This is a genomic window from Streptomyces sp. MUM 203J, assembly GCF_022414595.1.
Lineage (GTDB): Bacteria > Actinomycetota > Actinomycetes > Streptomycetales > Streptomycetaceae > Streptomyces.
Genome location: NZ_JADWYO010000062.1, coordinates 1 through 17,834 on the forward strand (window position 1 = coordinate 1; position 17,834 = coordinate 17,834).

The 17,834-nt window shown below is 69.7% G+C and carries 13 protein-coding genes; 6 read left to right on the forward strand and 7 right to left on the reverse strand.

The window, feature by feature from the left end; translation table 11 throughout:
* Both I3F58_RS24290 and I3F58_RS24295 read left to right on the forward strand, forming a co-directional pair.
* The coding region (locus tag I3F58_RS24290) for a serine protease (RefSeq protein ID WP_240110815.1) at positions 1–2,701 on the forward strand (2,701 nt) is incomplete at its 5' end.
* 40 nt (positions 2,702–2,741) lie between these two features.
* On the forward strand, positions 2,742–3,698 hold the full coding sequence (locus I3F58_RS24295) for a bifunctional riboflavin kinase/FAD synthetase (protein WP_240110816.1): 957 nt from the start codon (positions 2,742–2,744) through the stop codon (positions 3,696–3,698).
* A gap of 194 nt (positions 3,699–3,892) precedes the next feature.
* Here the strand turns inward: I3F58_RS24295 and I3F58_RS24300 are convergent, their stop codons facing one another.
* From I3F58_RS24300 to eccE, 3 genes are all read right to left on the reverse strand, one after another.
* Positions 3,893–6,877, reverse strand: coding sequence for an SCO5717 family growth-regulating ATPase (locus tag I3F58_RS24300; protein ID WP_240110817.1), 2,985 nt, complete (start codon positions 6,875–6,877; stop codon positions 3,893–3,895).
* Positions 6,878–7,211: 334 nt separating this feature from the next.
* Entirely contained in the window at positions 7,212–7,919 is a 708-nt protein-coding gene (locus I3F58_RS24305) for a hypothetical protein (protein WP_240110818.1), read from the reverse strand.
* Entirely contained in the window at positions 7,919–9,262 is a 1,344-nt protein-coding gene (gene eccE / locus I3F58_RS24310; protein WP_240110819.1) for a type VII secretion protein EccE, read from the reverse strand. Before eccE ends, I3F58_RS24305 begins: the two co-directional genes overlap by 1 nt.
* 136 nt (positions 9,263–9,398) lie before the next feature.
* On the opposite strand from eccE, the gene eccB reads away from it, so the two are divergent.
* From eccB to I3F58_RS24330, 4 genes are all read left to right on the forward strand, one after another.
* Positions 9,399–10,949 (forward strand): type VII secretion protein EccB, encoded by a 1,551-nt coding sequence (eccB, locus tag I3F58_RS24315; RefSeq protein WP_240110820.1) that lies wholly within the window; start codon positions 9,399–9,401, stop codon positions 10,947–10,949.
* Between the two features lie 12 nt (positions 10,950–10,961).
* On the forward strand, positions 10,962–12,230 hold the full coding sequence (gene mycP, locus I3F58_RS24320) for a type VII secretion-associated serine protease mycosin (protein ID WP_240110821.1): 1,269 nt from the start codon (positions 10,962–10,964) through the stop codon (positions 12,228–12,230).
* A 632-nt stretch (positions 12,231–12,862) separates the two neighbouring features.
* A complete protein-coding gene (locus I3F58_RS24325) occupies positions 12,863–13,204 on the forward strand; it encodes a WXG100 family type VII secretion target (protein WP_240110822.1) in 342 nt (113 codons plus the stop codon).
* Positions 13,205–13,256: 52 nt separating this feature from the next.
* The gene (locus I3F58_RS24330; RefSeq protein ID WP_240110823.1) at positions 13,257–13,559 is read left to right on the forward strand and encodes a WXG100 family type VII secretion target; all 303 of its coding nucleotides are present in this window, start codon (positions 13,257–13,259) and stop codon (positions 13,557–13,559) included.
* 67 nt (positions 13,560–13,626) lie between these two features.
* On the opposite strand, the gene I3F58_RS24335 is transcribed toward I3F58_RS24330, so the two are convergent.
* The 4 genes from I3F58_RS24335 to I3F58_RS24350 form a co-directional block, all read right to left on the reverse strand.
* A complete protein-coding gene (locus I3F58_RS24335; RefSeq protein ID WP_240110824.1) occupies positions 13,627–13,860 on the reverse strand; it encodes a DUF397 domain-containing protein in 234 nt (77 codons plus the stop codon).
* A gap of 123 nt (positions 13,861–13,983) precedes the next feature.
* Positions 13,984–14,967, reverse strand: coding sequence for a hypothetical protein (locus I3F58_RS24340; protein ID WP_240110825.1), 984 nt, complete (start codon positions 14,965–14,967; stop codon positions 13,984–13,986).
* Positions 14,968–14,986: 19 nt separating this feature from the next.
* Complete coding sequence (locus I3F58_RS24345; protein ID WP_240110826.1) at positions 14,987–17,389, reverse strand: DUF6571 family protein; 2,403 nt, start codon at positions 17,387–17,389, stop codon at positions 14,987–14,989.
* Positions 17,390–17,407: 18 nt separating this feature from the next.
* Complete coding sequence (locus I3F58_RS24350; RefSeq protein WP_240110827.1) at positions 17,408–17,821, reverse strand: hypothetical protein; 414 nt, start codon at positions 17,819–17,821, stop codon at positions 17,408–17,410.
* Between the last annotated feature and the right edge of the window lie 13 nt (positions 17,822–17,834).

The window sequence follows — 17,834 nt, forward strand, 5'->3', positions numbered from 1 at the left end:
CGCCGCCGCGATCGGGCTCGGGCTGCTGGCCCAGGACCTGAACGTGGCGTTCCTGGTGGGGCTGGCCGTGCGGCGGGAGCGCGGGTGTGCGGGGGCGCCCACCGTGTGGATGCGGGGAGCCGAGCTGCGGGGGGACGACGGGTCGGTCGGCGATGCCGTCCAGCGGGCGCTGCGGCAGGCCGGGCGGGTCGTCGCCGCGTCGCGGGGGGACTGGAGCGCCTACCCCGGGTTGCGGGACACCGCCGGTGACACCCTGCCCGCGCGCGTCGCGCGACTCGCGGCGGAGGCGGGGCGCCCCCTGGTGATCCTCCTTGACGGGGCCGACGAGATGCCGCAGGCCCTCGCCCGGCGACTGCCCGAGTGGACGGACGGCACCCTGGACTGGCTGCGCGCTCACGACGCGCGGCTCGTCCTCACCTGCCGCCCCGAGTACTGGGAGACGGCGGGCGCACTGTTCCCGGACGGCGCGCTGCACCGCCCGGAGGCGCCGGCGGAGCTGCTCCCCGACGCCGTACCGATCGGCGCGCTGACCGCCGCGGAGGCGGTGCGCGTGCGGGAGCGGTACGGCCTGACGGAGGCCGCCGTAGCCCCCGAGGACGCCCGCCATCCGCTGGCCCTGCGGCTGCTCGGGGAGGTCCGGGCCGCCCTCCCCGACGCGCTCCCCGGGCAGCCGTGCCGCGCCGAGATCTTCGCCGCCCACACGGACCTGGCCTGCCTGCGCACGGCGGTGCGGATGACGGACGGGGCGGAGGACGGAGTCGTACGGGACCTCGCGGCGCGGGTCGCCGGGCGGCTGCACCGGGCCGCGCGGCACTGCCTGACCGCAGGGAGCGCCGAGCTGGACCGGGAGACGTTCGAGGAGCTGTTCCCCTGGGCGACCGGCTGGGCCGCCGCTGTGCTGGCCGAGGGGCTGATGGAGCCCGCGGGCCCCGGCTACCGGTTCGGTCACGAGGAGCTGGGGGAGTGGATCCAGGGCGCCCACGTCGACGTGGACGCCCTGCTGGACGCCCTCCTCGACCGTCCCGAGCCCGAGAGCCCGCCCCGCCACCGGCTCGGTGTCGTCCTCCAGGCCCTGCTCCGCCAGGAGACGGCCGAGGGCCGGGCGGCGCTCGCCCGCCGCCTGGAACGCCTCGTGAACCCGGCCACCACGCGTGACGGTGACGTCGGCTGGTGGGCCGCGCGGCTGCTGCGGGGGGTGCTGCTGCGGCTGCGGGACGCCCGTCCGTACGGCGGGGTGCTGCGGCTGCTGGCCGGGCGTACCGCCGCACATCCGCGGGCGGCGCGCGAGTTCGGCGCGTGGTTCTGGGAGCGGCTGCGGGTGGGGGAGGACGAGCGGATGGAGCTGTTCCGCCGACTGCTCCCCGCCGACGGAGGCGGGTTCCTGGAAGCCGTCGCGCTGCGGCTGGGGGCCGACCCCCGGAGCGTCCAGCCTCTGCTGTGCCGGTGGTTCGGGGACGGCCGCCCCCTGCACGCGGAGGCGGGCGCGACCGCGCGGCCCACCGTCGGCGGCGTCGCCAGGGCGCTGCTGCACACGCACCGCGACCTGGCTGTCGACGACCTCTGCGAGGCCCTCGTCAGCACCGCCCACCCCCAGGCCCGCGAACTGCTCGCCCGCCTCGTCGACGACGAGCCCGCCGCGCTGTGCCGCGCCGTCGACCGCTGGGCACACGACGACACCCGGCCCTGCCGTCGCGCGGCCGCCGCCGCGTACGGCAGGATGCTCGCCGCCCGGGTGACGGCCGAGGCCGACCGGGAGCCGCTGCGCTATGCCGCGCTCGCGTTGCTGGCCCGCCCCGGGGACCGGGCGCTGCACGGTACGGCGCTGAGCCTGCTGCTCGGGGACCCGCGGGCCCGGGCGGACCATCTGCCGCGCGCCCTGGCGGAGTTCCGGGACGGCGAGCCCGGCAGCGTGCCCGCCGGAGTCCTCACGCCCGCCCTGGCGACCCACCCCGAGGAGGTCCTCGCGGCGTTCGGCGCCCGGCTGCGGGACGACCGCGGTGCCGCCGAGGTGCTGGACGCCCTGGCCGCCGTACGGTCCCCTGCACTGGCCCGGCGGGCCGCCGCACTGGTCCGGGCCTACTCCGCCCGGCACCCGGCCGGCGCGCCGCACGTCGCCGCGTACGTCGTCCAGCGCCTGGCACAGGGCCCGGCGGCGCGCGCGGTCCTGTTCCCGCTGGTGGCCGAACTGATGAGGGGCGGCGCCGACGAAGTGCGGGACGCCCTGGCCCGGGTGCTCACCGATCCGGAACCGGCCCATGGGCTCCGGGCCGAGCTGCTCGACGTACTCCTCGACCGCGAGCACCCCGCCGACGGGGACGCGGCCCTGGCGGAGGCGCTGCTTCGGGCGGCGGCCCTGGGGGCCTGCGGGCGCCCGGAGGAGCGGACGCGTGAACTCGTCCTGCGGGCCGGGCTGCTGCTGCTCCGCACCGCGGAGGGCGCGCCCCGCTTCGACCGGCGGCTGACCGCGCTCGCCCGTGAGGTGCCCGGCTTCGCCGTTCTCCTGAGCGGCTGGACCGCAAGGGAGCCGCGCCGCTGGGCGGCCCTCGTCGGCCGGGACGCCCGCGGCGCGATCGAGCGTCTCGCCGCGCCGGGACCCGGACCCGGGGCGGCCCGCGCGCTGTCGCCCGTGCCCGTACCGGCACTGACTGCGATGCCGATGCAAGCCGAACGTCGTGGGCATGGCACCCTTAGACCTGCGTAACAGGCCATGACATATACGGTTCGGGCGAGGAGCGGTCACAGTGCAGCGCTGGCGAGGCTTGGAGGAGATCCCCCAGGACTGGGGGCGCAGCGTCGTCACCATCGGTTCCTACGACGGTGTCCACCGCGGGCACCAGCTGATCATCGGCCGGGCCGTGGAGCGTGCCCGGGAGCTGGGCGTCCCGGCGGTGGTCGTCACCTTCGACCCGCACCCCTCGGAGGTCGTACGGCCCGGCAGCCACCCGCCGCTGCTGGCCCCGCACCACCGGCGGGCCGAGCTGATGGGGGAGCTGGGCGTCGACGCGGTGCTGGTGCTGCCGTTCACGTCCGAGTTCTCGAAGCTGTCCCCCGCGGACTTCATCGTGAAGGTGCTCGTCGACAAACTCCGCGCGCGCGTGGTGGTCGAGGGCCCCAACTTCCGTTTCGGCCACAAGGCCGCCGGAAACGTCGACTACCTGCGGGAGCTGGGCGAAACCTACGACTACGAGGTCGAGGTCGTGGACCTGTTCGTGACCGGCGAGGCAGGCGGCGGCAGGCCCTTCTCGTCCACCCTGACCCGGCGCCTGGTCGCCGAGGGGGACGTCGAGGGCGCCGCCGAGATCCTGGGCCGCCCGCACCGCGTCGAGGGCGTGGTCGTCCGGGGCGCGCAGCGTGGCCGCGAGCTGGGCTACCCGACGGCGAACGTGGAGACCCTGCCGCACACCGCCATCCCGGCCGACGGCGTCTACGCCGGCTGGCTCACCGCGAACGGCGAGCGGATGCCCGCGGCCGTCTCCGTCGGCACCAACCCGCAGTTCGACGGCACGGAGCGAACGGTGGAGGCCTACGCCATTGACCGCGTCGGCCTTGACCTGTACGGGCTGCACGTGGCCGTGGACTTCCTCGCGTTCGTCCGCGGCCAGCAGAAGTTCGCGTCGATCGAGGAGCTGCTGGACGCGATCGGGGCGGATGTGAAGCGGTGCCGGGAGCTGACGGGGGCGTTCGACGCAGGACGCTAGCCGGAGGGCGGGTGTGTCCGGCGTCTGAGGCCGGGCGGCTGAGCCGCCGTACGCCGGGCCCGGGGGCAGCCCCCCGGTTTCGGTGTGTGCGGGGGAAGAGGCGTCGGAGACCGCCCGGCCCGGCACGCGAAGAGGGGAGGGCCCGCACCGTTCCTGGTGCGGGCCCTCCCCTCGTTTCCGGCAGCCGCGCCCGGCTACTGGGCGCCCGGCTGCTGCGGATCCTGCTGCGGCGGTGCCTGAGGGGGCTGCTGTGCCTGCTGTCCCGGCCAGCCCGGCTGCTGGGGCCACCCGGCGGGAGGCGCGGGCGGCACCGGGGCGTTCGGGTCGGGCTGCTGCCCCGGCTGCTGCCAGCCCTGCGGGGGCACGCCAGGCCGGTCGGCCTGGCCCTGGGCAGGAGGCTGGGGTGCGTACGGCTGGCCGGGTACCGGCTGTCCCGGTGCGCCGGGCTGTCCCGGCACGGGCGGCTGGGCGCCGTACGGCTGCGCGAGGTGGGGCTGCCCGGCAGGGGCCCCGGCCTGACCGGGCACGGGCGGCTGACCGTGCACCGGCTGTCCCGGCATGGCGGGCTGCCCCGGCACAGGCGGCTGACCGGGACCCTGGGCCGTGCCGTACCCCGGCTGACCTGGCATGCCGGGCTGCCCCGGCACGGGCTGCGGCCCTGGCATGCCGGGCTGCCCCGGCACGGGCTGCGGCCCGTGGGCGGGGGCCTGCCCGGCAACGGGCGGCTGGCCGGGCACGGGCCGGCCCGGCGCCGCCTGCTGCCCCGGCATCGGCGGAGCAACCTGCGGCGGCAGCGCGCCCTGCCCGTCACCGGTCCACAGTCCCTGCGCCTGCTGCGCCCGCGCGAAGTCCTCCGCCACCATCGCCGCGAGGTTGAAGTACGCCTCGCGGGTCTTCGGCCGCATCATGTCGAGGTCCACCTCGGCACCGGCCGCCAGGTGCTCGTCGAACGGCACGACCAGCACCTCCCGGCAGCGGGTCCTGAAGTGCGCGACGATGTCCTCCACCTTGATCATCTTGCCGGTCTCGCGGACCCCGGAGATGACCGTGATGGAACGCTGCACCAGGTCCGCGTAGCCGTGGGCGTGCAGCCAGTCCAGCGTCGTCGAGGCGCTGGAGGCGCCGTCCACGGACGGGGTGGAGATGATGATCAGCTGGTCCGCGAGGTCCAGCACCCCGCGCATCGCGCTGTACAGCAGGCCGGTGCCCGAGTCGGTCAGGATGACCGGGTACTGCTTGCCGAGCACGTCGATCGCGCGCCGGTAGTCCTCGTCGTTGAAGGTCGTGGAGACCGCCGGGTCCACGTCGTTGGCGATGATCTCCAGACCGGAGGGCGCCTGCGAGGTGAACCGGCGGATGTCCATGTACGAGTTGAGGTACGGGATGGCCTGGACGAGGTCCCGGATGGTGGCGCCGGTCTCCCGCCGTACGCGGCGGCCGAGCGTACCGGCGTCGGGGTTGGCGTCGATGGCCAGGATCTTGTCCTGCCGTTCGATGGCCAGGGTCGCCCCGAGCGCGGTGGTCGTCGTGGTCTTGCCGACACCGCCCTTGAGGGAGATGACGGCGATCCGGTAGCAGGACAGGACCGGCGTACGGATCAGCTGGAGCTTGCGCTGCCGCTCCTGTTCCTCCTTCTTGCCGCCCAGTTTGAAACGGGACGCGGACGGGACGCGGCTGCTCTTGGCCTTCTGCTTGTTGTTGCGGAGCAGCCGGTCGGAGGACAGTTCGACGGCCGCGGTGTAGCCGAGCGGCGCGCCCGGCACGGAACGCTCCCGCTGATCGTGCGTCACGGCCGCGGGCCAGGCCCCGCCGACCCGGGGATCGACAGCGGGCCCACCGGGCTGCGGGGGCTGAGTGTGCTGCTGCGGGTGCGCTGGCCGTGCCTGCGCCGGAGGCTGGGCCTGCGGCTGGGCCTGTGCGGGCGGCTGAGCGGGATGCGGCTGGGCCTGCCCGGGGTGCGGGAAGCCGTAGCCGTCCTGCGGCTGCGCGGGCTGCGGCTGGGCCTGCCTGGCCTGTTGCTGGGCCTGAGGCTGCCCCTGGTGCGGGAACCCGTAGCCGTCCTGGGGCTGCGCGGGCTGACCGGCGGGGTTCGGCTGCGGGAAGCCGTAACCCCCCTGGGGCAGGCCTCCTTGGGCGGGTGACGCGGCCTGAGCGGGCGGCCCGGGCTGACCGGCACCGGCCTGCGGGAAGCCGTAGCCGCCCTGGGGCTGAGGCTGGGCCTGCCCCGGCTGCGGGAACCCGTACCCGCCCTGAGGCTGCGCGGGCTGCTGGATCTCGTAACTCCCGGCACTCTGCCCGGGTTGCGCGGTCTGAGCCGACGGCACGGCGGGGCCCGGCTGAGGAAACCCGTACCCTCCCGGAGGCGCGGGCGGCGTCGGCATGGGCGACTGGTCCTGTCCCGGCGCGGGCTCCTGTATGGGCCACTGCGCCCCGTCGGCCGGGGCACCCGCGGGGGCGGCGGGCTGGAACGCGGGCGGCAACGGCGGCAGCCCGGCCGGTGGCACGGCCGCGGGCGGCACGTGCGCCCCCGCAGCGTCCTGGGCCACCGCCTCCGGCGCGGGGGCGACGTCCTCAGCCTCCGCGTCAGCGGGCGTACCACCAGGCCCGCCCTCAGCCGCCGGATGCGCCCCACCCTCGTCCGAGGCGTCGGCCACCACGGCGGGCTCACCCACGGGCTCGTCCGAAGGCACAGAAGTACGGGAGGCCCCTTCGTTCTTCGCGTCATCCGAACGCTCCGCGGCCTCGGCCAGTTCGGCTATCTCCCGCTTCATGTCCCCGACGGAGAAGCGCATCGTGGCCCCACCGACAGCACCCTCCCCACCGGGCACAGGCCCCGGCGCGACAGGCTCGGCTTCGGCCCCTGCCGCAGGGCCTCCGCCGGCCCCCGTAACTTCCGCAGCCTGGAACCCGCCGTCCCCCGGCAGCCCGGGAACAGCGATCGGCTGCCCGGTGGGCGGCGGCGGAGCAGGAGGACCCGGCACCGAGCCCCCCGCACCGGACCCGCTTCCGGTACCTGTACCGGAGCCCGCCCCGGCACCCCCGGCGTTCTCCGTGTACCAGGCGGGCGGGGTGTAGTCGATGGTGAACTCACCCGTCATCTCGGCGGCATCCGCGTCGGACTGATCATCGACGGTAGGCACCTGCCACCCCTCGCGGATCTCGTCCCGATCGCCGTTCACTTTGCCTCCTGGTGTGGTCGAGCACCCTGTCCGGTCCTGGGCGGCGTGGGGCGACCGTTCCTGTCGTCGTTCCGTTCCGTCTGCCCGGCGGACCGTCCCGCGCCGTCCCCTGGTGCTCACGGATCCGTGCGGACCGACGCCCGGCTTCTCTCCACACTAATAGCCATCGGTGCCCGCTTGTCAGGCCCGTCCGGCCGCCACCGGCCGTCTCCTGACCACATGTGTCCCCGTGGTCGCGGACACCGCTCCGGAGCGTCACCGGCTGCTCCGTCAAACCAGGACATACGGCGCGGTGTTCGCCCGGCCCGGATCAGACCGCGGCAGCCGTGACCGCTCAGTCCATGCGTCGGGCCGTGCCCAGCAGTCCCGTCTCCGCATCGGTCGCCTGAGTCATCACGAACGTGCGGTCCCGTCCTGAGCACCAGAGCGTCACCCCGTCCGCGAGCGTGGAGAGCACCTCGGCCTCACTCGGCGGGAGGCGCAGGAAGCGGCCGATCTGCCTGGCCTCGTCCGGCGCCAGACGCTGCACCCCCACCACCGACGACTTCTCCACCAGTCGGGGCGCCGCCGGACTCAGATACGGCAGCAGGGTGATGACCGACTGCCAGGGTGCGGACACCACCCGGCCGCGGGGCGGACGCATCCCGCAGTCCCGTACGACCAGCACGGGGCTGCCCGGTGACGCACCCTGCGGCGGTACGCGTCCGACATCGTGCAGCGTCACGCAGGGCAGGCCCGCTCCGGCGGCCTGGACGAGCGCGGTCCAGGCCGCCGCACGACCGGTCTCCACGGCCACCCGCGTACCGGTCGCGGCGGCACGCAGCGCCAGCACCTGAGCGGTCCACAGACCACCGATCAGCGTGATCTCGTAGGGCGTGGGCTGGTTGACGCCCAGGACGGCGGGACGTTCATCGGCATCCACCCCGATGACCACTCCGTCATCCCCGACCGGGACGCCCAGGGTCTCCAGATCATCCAGGGATACGGCATGCCGCTCCCGGCGAGGGCCGAGCAGACCGAAACCGATGCGGGACCGTGCCATCAGCGAGCACCCCCCAGTGGAAGAGTGGCGAGCATCGCCGGCAGCTGCTCATGGTCGAGCCGGACGAGGCCGGTCCGCACGCCCCGCGCCGCTCGCTCCAGTTGATGGCGTGACGCGACCAGCTCGTCGTCGCCGCGTCCGGTGACACGTATGTATCCGGACACGGTCACGTCCTGCCGTTCGCCGCCGCTCAAGGTGAGACTGAACGTCGTGGCGAAGGCCGGAAGCGAGGTGAGGAGCGCAACCAACTGCGGCATGGACGCGCCGCTCGGCCCGAACTGAGGCCAGCGTCCCACCCAGTAGGTCGTATGGCGGCGGTCGTCGCACTGCCAGGTACGGGAGGTCTCCTTCGTGCGGCGGCCGGATGCCTGCTGACCGCCGTTCTGGACGCGAGCCGGGGTGCTGGCGCACACGGAGGTGGCCAGTGCCGAGACGAGTCCCTGTTCGCTGAGCACGGTGGCCCGGAAACCGGCTCCGGTGAGTCGACTCGCCAACTGGTCGGCGGCCCGCACCACACACTTCTGTGCACCCAGCAGCCCACCGCCCCGAGCGGCCACCGCCTGCGGGCACAGCTCGGGGTCCAGCTTCAACGCGATCCAGGTGATGCGTGCGGCGGGGGCACCGGTACGCTCCTGCAACGGGCCGTAGTTGCGGACGACCAACGACTCGGCGGGCAGGTGCGGAGCAGGTGCGGGCCGGGTGTGCTGCACGATCTGCGCCGACTCCAGACGGATCCCGTCGACGTCCAGCGCGTCCCGTATCAAGCCCAGCGGCAGGGGCCGTTGGGTACGGTCTCGACGCAACGCCGTGTCATGCGACTCCACTTGGAGGACCGCTGTCAGGAACGTGCCGTCACCGACCATGCCGATCGTGCGACGGTCGCGCCCCTTGGTCGCCTGAAAGGTGTACGTCCGGAGGGACGGGTCGCACTCGAAGACCGGTGCCAGTCCCGGATCCGTCCCGGCAGGCACGGACAGCGAGCCGGCCCTGCGTCGGCGGGCGCGCAGCGCGAACACGGTGGTCAGCCAGTCCGGCAGGGAGCGGCGACGCCTGCGCACAACCGCCAGCAGTACGAGGAGCGCGGCCAGCACACCCGCCGGAACCAGCAGGAGCGGTTCGGTAACCCACGCCACCAGCAGCAGAGCGGCGGCGAGTTCGACGAGCAGCAGCTGTTGCATTCGGGACGAGCCCGAAGGGCCCCGGCGGCTCCTGAGACGCGGTGCGGTCACCGTCGTCGAGGAGGCGCGCCGCGCCTCGCCCGCGGCGGATGAGCCGGACGGTTCGGGAGGGGTCACCGGAGGCGCCGCTGCCGCGGCACGCCGTGTACGCGTGACGGAAGCCATGATGGTGCCCCCCGATTCATCCCGATCAGCCAGGCCCGCCCGGGCGTTGGCGCGGCATCACCCTACCCGCCCCCTGTCGGCTTCCCGACGCCAGGCATAGTAGGAGCCGGACGTCAGACGTCGAAGACGGGGATTCATGGCATCACGGCGGGACGAGCTCAACGCGTACACCTTCGCAAAGAAGCGCACGGTGGCGGCTTTTCTGCAACCCTCGCCCTCCGGAACGGAGGAGGGAGCGCCACGGCCACTGCGTGCCGTACTGCCCAGCCTGATCGTCGGCGCCTTGGTCCTGGCGGGGTTCGGCGCCTGGGGCATGTTCAAACCCAAGGCTCCCAAGGACTGGGACAAGCCGGGCAGCAAGGTCATTGTCGGTAAGCAGTCCACGACCCGGTACGTGGTGCTGACGACGGGCAAGGGCAAGGACAAGAAGACGCTGCTGCACCCGGTCCTGAACCTGGCGTCGGCTCGACTGCTGCTCAACCCGGACGCGTTCGACGTCATCCAGGTCAGCGACGACATCCTTGACGCGGGCAAGCCGCCTCGCGGTCCGATTCTCGGCATCCCGTACGCTCCCGACCGCCTGCCCACCGAGGCGGAGGCGGCGAAGGCCAAGCGCTGGGCGGTGTGCGTCCAACCGGGCGGTGGCAAGGGTTCGAGCGTCCAGAAGGCTACGTTCGTCCTGGCGGAGCGCGACTTCGGGCGCACTGACGGCAAGGAGCGCCTCGACGGCGGCGAAGTCCTCTACGTACAGGGGCAGAAGGGCACCCGCTATCTGGTGGACGCGGACGGCGTGAAGTACGAGATACGCGGTCCCGGGACGGAAGCCGCTGTGCTGACCCGGGCGCTCGTGGGGGACAGAGAACCGCAGCCGGTCACCGAGGACTGGCTGGGTACCCTCCACGACGGCAGCCCCGTCGAGTTCCCGGCCCTTCCCGGCACCGTGGGCGAGGCCGCAGGTGTGGGCGGTGGCCTCAGCGACAGACAGGACCGCGTCGGCATGGTCCTCCGCGCCGAGACGGGCTCCGGCCCGCAGCACTACATCGTCCTCCAGGGCAGCGTCCGGCCGGTCTCGGCCTTCACGGCCTGGCTGCTGATCAACGCACCACAGACCGACCTGCTGGACATGGCGGGCAAGGCGTCCGAGGTCGACAACGCCTCCTTCCAGCCCGATCCCACCCCCTTCGCGGGCGATCGCCGCTGGCCGACCGAACGGGCGGCCCAGGTCAACTCCACCGGCGGAGAGGCCGCCCGGGACACGGTGTGCAGCGTGCTGCGCAAGGTCGACGACAAGGGCCGGACGACGCTTTCGACATGGGCGGGTAAGCGCTACCCGGCAGAGATCACGGCAGGCGGCAGCAGTACGTACGTCACTCCGGGAACCGGGCTGCTGTACACCCAGGTCCAGGGCAGCCAGACCCAGCCCGACGGCTCCCTCTTCCTGGTCACGGACACCGGCCTGCGCTACGCGGTCCAGGCGAACGGCGACAGCGACAAGAAGCGGTCGGAGATCGGTGCCGGGTCCGAGGAACAGCCGACCACCGACAGCCGTCCTCAGCCGAGCGAGGCCCAGAAGCGGCTCGGATACGAGAGGGTCACGCCGTCCCTCGTGCCCATCACATGGTCGTCCTTCCTGTCCAAGGGACCGAGACTCGACACCAACAGTGCCCGTCAGCCTCAGGGTTCGTAGGGGCGCCGCGAGATGAGTGAAACGAGAAGGCGGTGCTGCTACGCCGCCACACTGCTCACCGCCACCGCCGCTCTGCTGGCCGGTCCCGTCGCTCGACCCGCGACGGCGGCGAGTCCGGCACCCCTGGAGCTGGACGGCAGCGGCGAATGCACCTTCCCGATGAAGAAGCAGATCGAGGGGACTCCGTGGACACTCCAGCGGGTCCTGCTCGACGAACTGTGGGAGGACACGAAGGGCGAGGGGGTGCGCGTGGCGGTCATCGACACGGGTGTCGACACCGCCAACCCGCAGCTGAGGACGGCGGTCGACGCGAGCGCGGGCCTGGACCTCCTCAAGCCGGAGAAGGGTGCCTCCGGAGAGAGCAGGAGAGGCAAGACCAACGGCACGGTCGACGAGGTCGGCCACGGCACGAAGGTGGCCGGAATCATCGCGGCCCGCCCACGCCCGGGAACGGGGTTCGTGGGCCTGGCACCCGAGGCGACGATCATCCCGATCCGCCAGAACGACGAGAGGAACAGCGGTACGGCGAACACGATGGCCGCGGCGATCAGACACGCGATCGCCAAGGACGCCCACGTGATCAACATCTCCCAGGACACCACACAGCCCCTGCGCCCGGACTCGAGCCTCGCGCAGGCGGTACGGGAGGCCCTGGACCGGCAGATCGTGGTCGTCGCCTCGGCCGGCAACGACGGCCTGGACGGCAAGCTGAAGAACACGTACCCGGCGGCATTCCCCGGCGTCCTCGCAGTGGGCGCCTCCGACAGGAACAACGAGCGTGCGGCCTTCTCCCAGGCAGGCGAGTTCCTGGGCGTAGCGGCTCCGGGCGTGGACGTGGTGTCGACCGTCCCGGGCGGAGGCCAGTGCGTCGACAACGGCACCAGCTTCTCCGCCCCCTACGTCGCGGGAGTGGCGGCACTGCTACGCGCGAAGTATCCGAAGTGGACGCCCCGTCAGATCACGGCCAGAATCGAGCAGACGGCCGAAAGGTCGGTGAAGGGCCATGACAACTACGTAGGCTGGGGGGTCGTGGACCCGGTCCGTGCCCTGACCGGCGAACCGGACATGAAGCCGATCGAGTCCCCGATCCCGGACCCGGCTCCGCCCAGACCACCGGCGCCGGAACCGGCGTTCGTGGCCTTGGCGGAGACCACACAGGAACGGTCGGAACGCCTGGCGACCTACGTGGTCGGCAGCGCGGCGGTCCTGGTCGCCGTGGTCGCGGGAACGGCGACAGTGATCCGTGACAGCAGGCGCCGGCCCTTGAGCCGACGCTCCTGAGTACGTGTACTCACCCTGATGAGTACGAACTGATGTTGGGTCGAGCCGACCTGATGGCTAGAGTGGCAATCCACTTCACGAGTGTGACGAGGGGGCACGGGGATGTGGGCGCCGATCGGGGGCGGCGGCGGTGAACGGGATGTCAAGGTCGTCATTCTCCAGACGTCCGAGAGTCGTGTGGACGAATGCCGGAGCTCGCTGACGGAGTCGTACGCCGAACACAGGCGAACCAGGGAGCCGAAGGTAACGGCCCACTCGCATCAGCACGGACCACATCGAGGTCCTGAGAATCACCGTACGGGTCGCGGACATGGGCCACACCGGCGTGGACTCTGGGGCCGACGGTGCCAAGCCCACGGCCCGGTACACGGCAAGCACATCAACTGCGGCTCCAGCCGCATCGCCCAGAGGCTCCTGGAGGGCGCCCCGGGCCCAGCCGCGAGGACACCCTCTCCAGTCGGCCCCAGTCTGCCGCGGCAGCGGCCTTCGTCTCCGGACTCGGCATCGCTGTGAGCGTACGCCGCAGGAAGGCGTAACCAGACGCCAGCAGAACGGCCTTACAGGCAGCCATATCAGCTTCCGCATCAACCTCGGTCGTTCACCACCACATCTCACAGAAGGAGCCCAACACGATGGATGATTTCAAGCTCGTACAGTCAGAGGTCAAGAAGGCTCAGTTGGCCATCGAGAACACCTCCAACCAGGTCAGCTCGCATCTTCGCAAGATGCAGACCATTCTCGAAACCTGCGCTGCGAGCTGGACCGGTGAGGGCGCCGCCGGGTTCAAGACTGCTCAGAAGGGCCTGATGCAGGACAACTTGGAGATCCGTCGACTCCTCGGAATTCTGCACAACGCAGTGGGTCAGACTAAGAACCTCACCAGTGCCAAGGACATCGAGGTCAAGGAGGCGTTCGAGAAGGCCAACAAGGACGCCGCGGCCAGGGCCAACAGGTCGGGGCTGATGGACGTCTGATCAGACGTTCACGCCCTGCTGGACATCAACGACTAAGAACTGAGGAGTAGACATGGCTGACGACATCGGGACGCGGGTAAAGTACAGCAGCCTCGAATCCATGGCAGGGGACCTCATCGCCCTCGCCAAGGCCGTCCAGGCCGACCTGAAGAAGATGGAGGGGTCGATCTCGACGGTCACCAAGTCCTGGGACGGTGAGGCAAAGGCCGAGTACATGAAGCTCTCGAAGAAGTATCTGGATAAGGCCGCGGGTGTCGAGGCGAGCCTGAGGGGCGTTGCCACCATCATGCAGACCAGCGGCACGGGCTACAAGAAGACCGACCACAAGGCGGCTGGACTGTTCCAGGAAGGCTGATGAATCACCTCCCCACCCGGGGAGGGAGAGCGGGGGCACGCTCCGACTGAAGCGCGCCCCCTTCAGCTCACTTCAGGTCGAACTCCCCATCCCTCGCGCCCAGCACGAAGGCACGCCACTCCGCCTCCGTGTAGCGGAGCACGGTGTCCGGCTCCAGCGAAGAGCGCATGGCGACGCAGCCGCCCGGCAGGTAGGCGATCTCGACCCGCTCCTCGTCGGGACTGGTCCCGGGGGCGCCGTGCCACTCCACCCCACTGATGTCGAGCGCGTACAGCTCGTCCTTCTCCTGCTGAGTGCCCATCAGGCCCGTTCCCTTCGCAGTGCTGGCAGTGCCGTGAGGCGGCTTGCGGATCAATTATCCGCAGGCGTCAGCTGGTACGACAGCGGAAGCAGCGAACGTGCTCCCCAGAGTTCCGCAGCCGCCTCAGCCTTCGCCGAACGAGTCGTACGGGGCCACGCCGGTCCTCACGCCCCGGCGGGCTCCCAGCTGCGGGGCCGGTCCGGCGCCAGCCACCTTGTCTTTGAACCCAGTGCTCCTGGAGTAGGCTTCTGCAGCTTCCGAGAGGAGGTTTTCGAGTCGCTCCCTCCCCATGTTCGTCTCTGCTGTGCCCAGCTCATTGGAGCGATCCTGGAAGAGCTTTCGGAGTCTCGGGAACCCGAAGGTTTCGTAATCTTCCGACAGTGCTTCTTTGGCCGTCTCATCGTTGTTCTCATGCTGTCTTGTCAGGGCATTGAGACGCGCTCGACGGAGTTCTCCCACCGTCGTCCCGGACGATATGGCAGTGCCCAGAGCGGCATCGAGGTACGGCTTTCCTGGTTCATCTCTCGGCTCACTTAGGAAGTCCGGCTTCTCCAAGTCTTCAAGCTCATTCTCGATCTGGCTGAGGATGGCATTGCGGACGAGTCCGAAGGAATCCTCATCGTCGGCCAAGGCGTCCAGGAAGTCGCTCATCACGGACGCGTCGATATCGATGCCGTTGGGGCTTGTCGAGTACGCCGGGTCTGAGTAATCAACTTGCCCTGCAAGTATCTGGTACGTGTCACTGGCGTAGTGGGCCAGCGCATTGGCAAGATTCCTCTTGATCTCGTCTGGGACAGGTATCACCTGTGCCGACGCTGCCCCATCGGTGTAAGTCGTGATAACCAGCTCAAGAGCCTCGCCGTTCCTCTTGGAGAGCTTCCGAGGTGTCCCCTCCTGGGGCTTGTGGCCGGGAGCTTCACCGGTCATTGCCGTCTCCAGGGCGTCACCACAATCCCTGATAGTGCGGGAAGCTTCTATATCGAGCTTCGACAGGACCGACCAACACGCCTCTGATCCCTGCGACGGGGCGTCTTCCCCAGGCCAGAATAGGACCGCCGCCGCGGCTGTCGCAGTCGCAAGGGCCACGATGATGCCGGTACGGCGCATACTAATTTCCCGCATATGACTACTCTCCGGCTGCGCCCTGGGTGAGCTCGATTCCAGTGGTGTACGAATTGCTGGCCGCAGTGCGCAAGGAACCCGCTCGACTCCCCGTAGGTGTCATTTCGTCCTTAGGGATCAGGAGGGTCTCCGCCTGCCGGTTGATCATATCCCTCAGTCTGGGATATCCATGCTTATTGTAATGCTCAATCAGCTGCTCCTTCGTCTTGTCCGCTAGTGCGTTGTTAAGCTCCTCAGCCTGCCTTCCGGTGGCGATGTCGATCATTCTCTGGATGGAGTCGCCAATGACAGGAATGCCAGTTACCGGGGCGCCGTACGTGTGGTACTTGTAAGTCTTGTCCCAGTTGTTTTCCCCGGTCTTGCGATCGCGCTCGTCGGTGAGTGCGTCAGCGCGAACTTCGTCCAATGTCCCCATGATCGTCCCGGCGTCCACTACGACTCCCATGGCTCGATCACTATTTCCGGTCGGCCTCTGTGTCAGATCCTGCCTGTCCAGCGAACCGATCTGCTCCGCGATATGGCCCATCTGTGAGTCATGGATCATTCGGAAGGCGCCGCCGTCTTCGGAAGCGGCACGGATGAAGTGCTGCATGTCTTCTGTGCTGACATCGATGCCGTTGGGGTGTGTGGATTCGTCACTCTCGGCGTAATTGATCTGATTGGCCAAGATTTGATGGACGTCACTCGGATAGTAGGCCAAGGAATTGGCCATGTTCACCCGAATATTCTCCGGCATGGCGGCCTGGTCGATCTTCGCGATCTCCGCGTACGACCTGATGACGCTTTCCATTACCCGAGTCTCGGCTGCCGTGTGTTCGGTGAATGCTTCTGGCGCCGGGGTGCCAGGAACATTTCCAGTGGTGGCAGCCTCCAGGGCGGCGCCGAAGCCTATATGGCTGTCGGTGTCGGAGGTGTCACCCTTGTAGACCGATGCACCATCCTTGTGGGATGTCCTGTGTTCGTTGACGATCTCCCAGTCGCGCTTCGTCTGGAGGTACTCGAGGTTGTCGCTGCCAGCCTTGTGGATATTTTTGTCCTCCTCGGAATACCAGTAGCTCTGCGGGTCGAAGTAGCTCGTCGCGGCATCCGGGTTGTTGCTCATGATTCCGAGCAGGCCGTCGAGTGGATCGTTGGCGAACCATCCAGCTCCCTTTTCAGGCTTCTGGGAGTCGAACTTGTGGTCCAGGTCCCAGATATTCTTGTCGCCGCCACGAGTGGGGTCCTCGACCGCGCGGATTCCGTTTGCCAGGTCGAGTAGGAAGGGGCTGCTATAGCCTTCTCCGTGTTGCATCAGGGTGATCAGGCTCTGGTATCCCAAGGCTTTCTGATCGGTGCCAGAGGCCCGGTACACCTTCGTGGCCAAGGAGTCGAACTCCTTTGCTCCGGTCTTCCTGATGTCTTCGAGCCAGTAGTTATAGAACTCGCCCTGTGGGGTCTTGCGCCACTTCGTGAACTCCTCGACGTAGGCGCGTGACCCGACCGTCAGTACTTTTCCATCCCTCTTGAAGTCAGGAACGTGGGAGGCCGTAGCGATGCTGTTGGCCAGACCCTCCTGCACCGCTAGGTAGGATCCCTTGCCCTTCTTGTCATTGAAGTATGCGAGATCGTTGAGTCCGTTGGTGAGACTCAAAGTGCCGTCCGCGCCCAGAGCTGACAAGAAGGTCTGGTTCCACTTCGTGCGGTGCTCGAAGGCCTCGTTGTTGTTGTCGCGGAGGGTGCGGGCGAGGCGGTTGACTTCGGCTTCCGTGACCTTCTCGCCGTTGTTGAGACGGGTGGCGATGTCCTGGGCGTCCTTCTGCTCGTACATCTCTATGTCGCCCTGGGCATCGCCGTTGAAGCCGTTGAACGTCTGGTCATTTCCGCCGATCTTTCCGTCCACCACGACGCCTTCGAGGGCGAGCTTCGCTCCGGCGTCGGCGTCGGAGATCGCCTGGACGTACTTCTTGATCTGCGCTGCCCAGCCTTCCGCAGCCTTCTCATACTGGGCGAGGTGCTTCTGGCCGACGCCGTCGGGGTCGTGGAGGTACGCACTCCGCTCCGAAGCCGACAGGTTCGGGCGTACGTTGCCATCGGCGTCGACGATCATCTTGTTCTTGGTCGCATCCGCGACGAGTGACTCCAGGCGCTTCTTGAGCTCGGTGAACTGCCGGTGCGCGTCGCGGATCAGGTCCGCCGTGGCCTTCGCCTGCTTCTCGGCTGCCGCGTACTCGAACTGCGTGCCCTCGAAGTGCTGCTGTGCCTGGAGGTGGCTGACGCCGTTCCAGAGCGTGCCCTTGAGGCCCCGGGTGGTGGTGGCGTGGTGGGAGCCGGCCTTCTTGAACTCGTCCGCCATGTCGTCCCACGCCTTCGCCGCGGCGGTGAGCTTGCCGAAGTCGGTCGCCATGATCTTCTTGTACGTCAGTCCCATGGGACTTGCTTCCCCCGGTTACAGGCCGTTGATCTTGGAGCGTCCGACGAGGTCGTTGCGCACGCCGATGTCCGTGCTCCGTTGCCAGGTCCGTGCAGTGCGGAGGCCTCCCGCTTCCGTGGTCAGGCGGCCCAGTAGCGTCCGGCTCTGGTCCTCCCAGGTCTTCCGGACCTTCTTGAGGCCGGCGGCTATGTCCCAGTCGGCGAAGGCGCTCGCTGCACCGTCCGTCGCCTCGTTCGCGTGCTTGGACGCGTTCTTCGTCTGTTTCGTGACGTCGGTGGCGATCTTGTTCCCGGCCGCGGTCATCTTCGGGTCGGAGCCGAAGCTGTCCGTGCCGATGCCACCGGTGCCGCCGCCCGACGGGTCGGTCAGCTGGTTCAGGCGCGTCGCGGCCTCACCGCGCAACTGTGCCCATTCCTCGTCGAATCCCATCGATACTTCCCCC

What these genes read in the sequence shown, in the direction of transcription:
- I3F58_RS24345 (WP_240110826.1), bottom strand. Translation starts at nt 17,389, where the DNA reads ATGGGACTGACGTACAAGAAGATCATGGCGACCGACTTCGGCAAGCTC.
- eccB (WP_240110820.1), top strand. Translation starts at nt 9,399, where the DNA reads ATGGCATCACGGCGGGACGAGCTCAACGCGTACACCTTCGCAAAGAAG.
- eccE (WP_240110819.1), bottom strand. Translation starts at nt 9,262, where the DNA reads ATGGCTTCCGTCACGCGTACACGGCGTGCCGCGGCAGCGGCGCCTCCG.
- I3F58_RS24330 (WP_240110823.1), top strand. Translation starts at nt 13,257, where the DNA reads ATGGCTGACGACATCGGGACGCGGGTAAAGTACAGCAGCCTCGAATCC.
- I3F58_RS24305 (WP_240110818.1), bottom strand. Translation starts at nt 7,919, where the DNA reads ATGGCACGGTCCCGCATCGGTTTCGGTCTGCTCGGCCCTCGCCGGGAG.
- I3F58_RS24325 (WP_240110822.1), top strand. Translation starts at nt 12,863, where the DNA reads ATGGATGATTTCAAGCTCGTACAGTCAGAGGTCAAGAAGGCTCAGTTG.
- mycP (WP_240110821.1), top strand. Translation starts at nt 10,962, where the DNA reads ATGAGTGAAACGAGAAGGCGGTGCTGCTACGCCGCCACACTGCTCACC.
- I3F58_RS24350 (WP_240110827.1), bottom strand. Translation starts at nt 17,821, where the DNA reads ATGGGATTCGACGAGGAATGGGCACAGTTGCGCGGTGAGGCCGCGACG.
- I3F58_RS24335 (WP_240110824.1), bottom strand. Translation starts at nt 13,860, where the DNA reads ATGGGCACTCAGCAGGAGAAGGACGAGCTGTACGCGCTCGACATCAGT.
- I3F58_RS24340 (WP_240110825.1), bottom strand. Translation starts at nt 14,967, where the DNA reads ATGCGCCGTACCGGCATCATCGTGGCCCTTGCGACTGCGACAGCCGCG.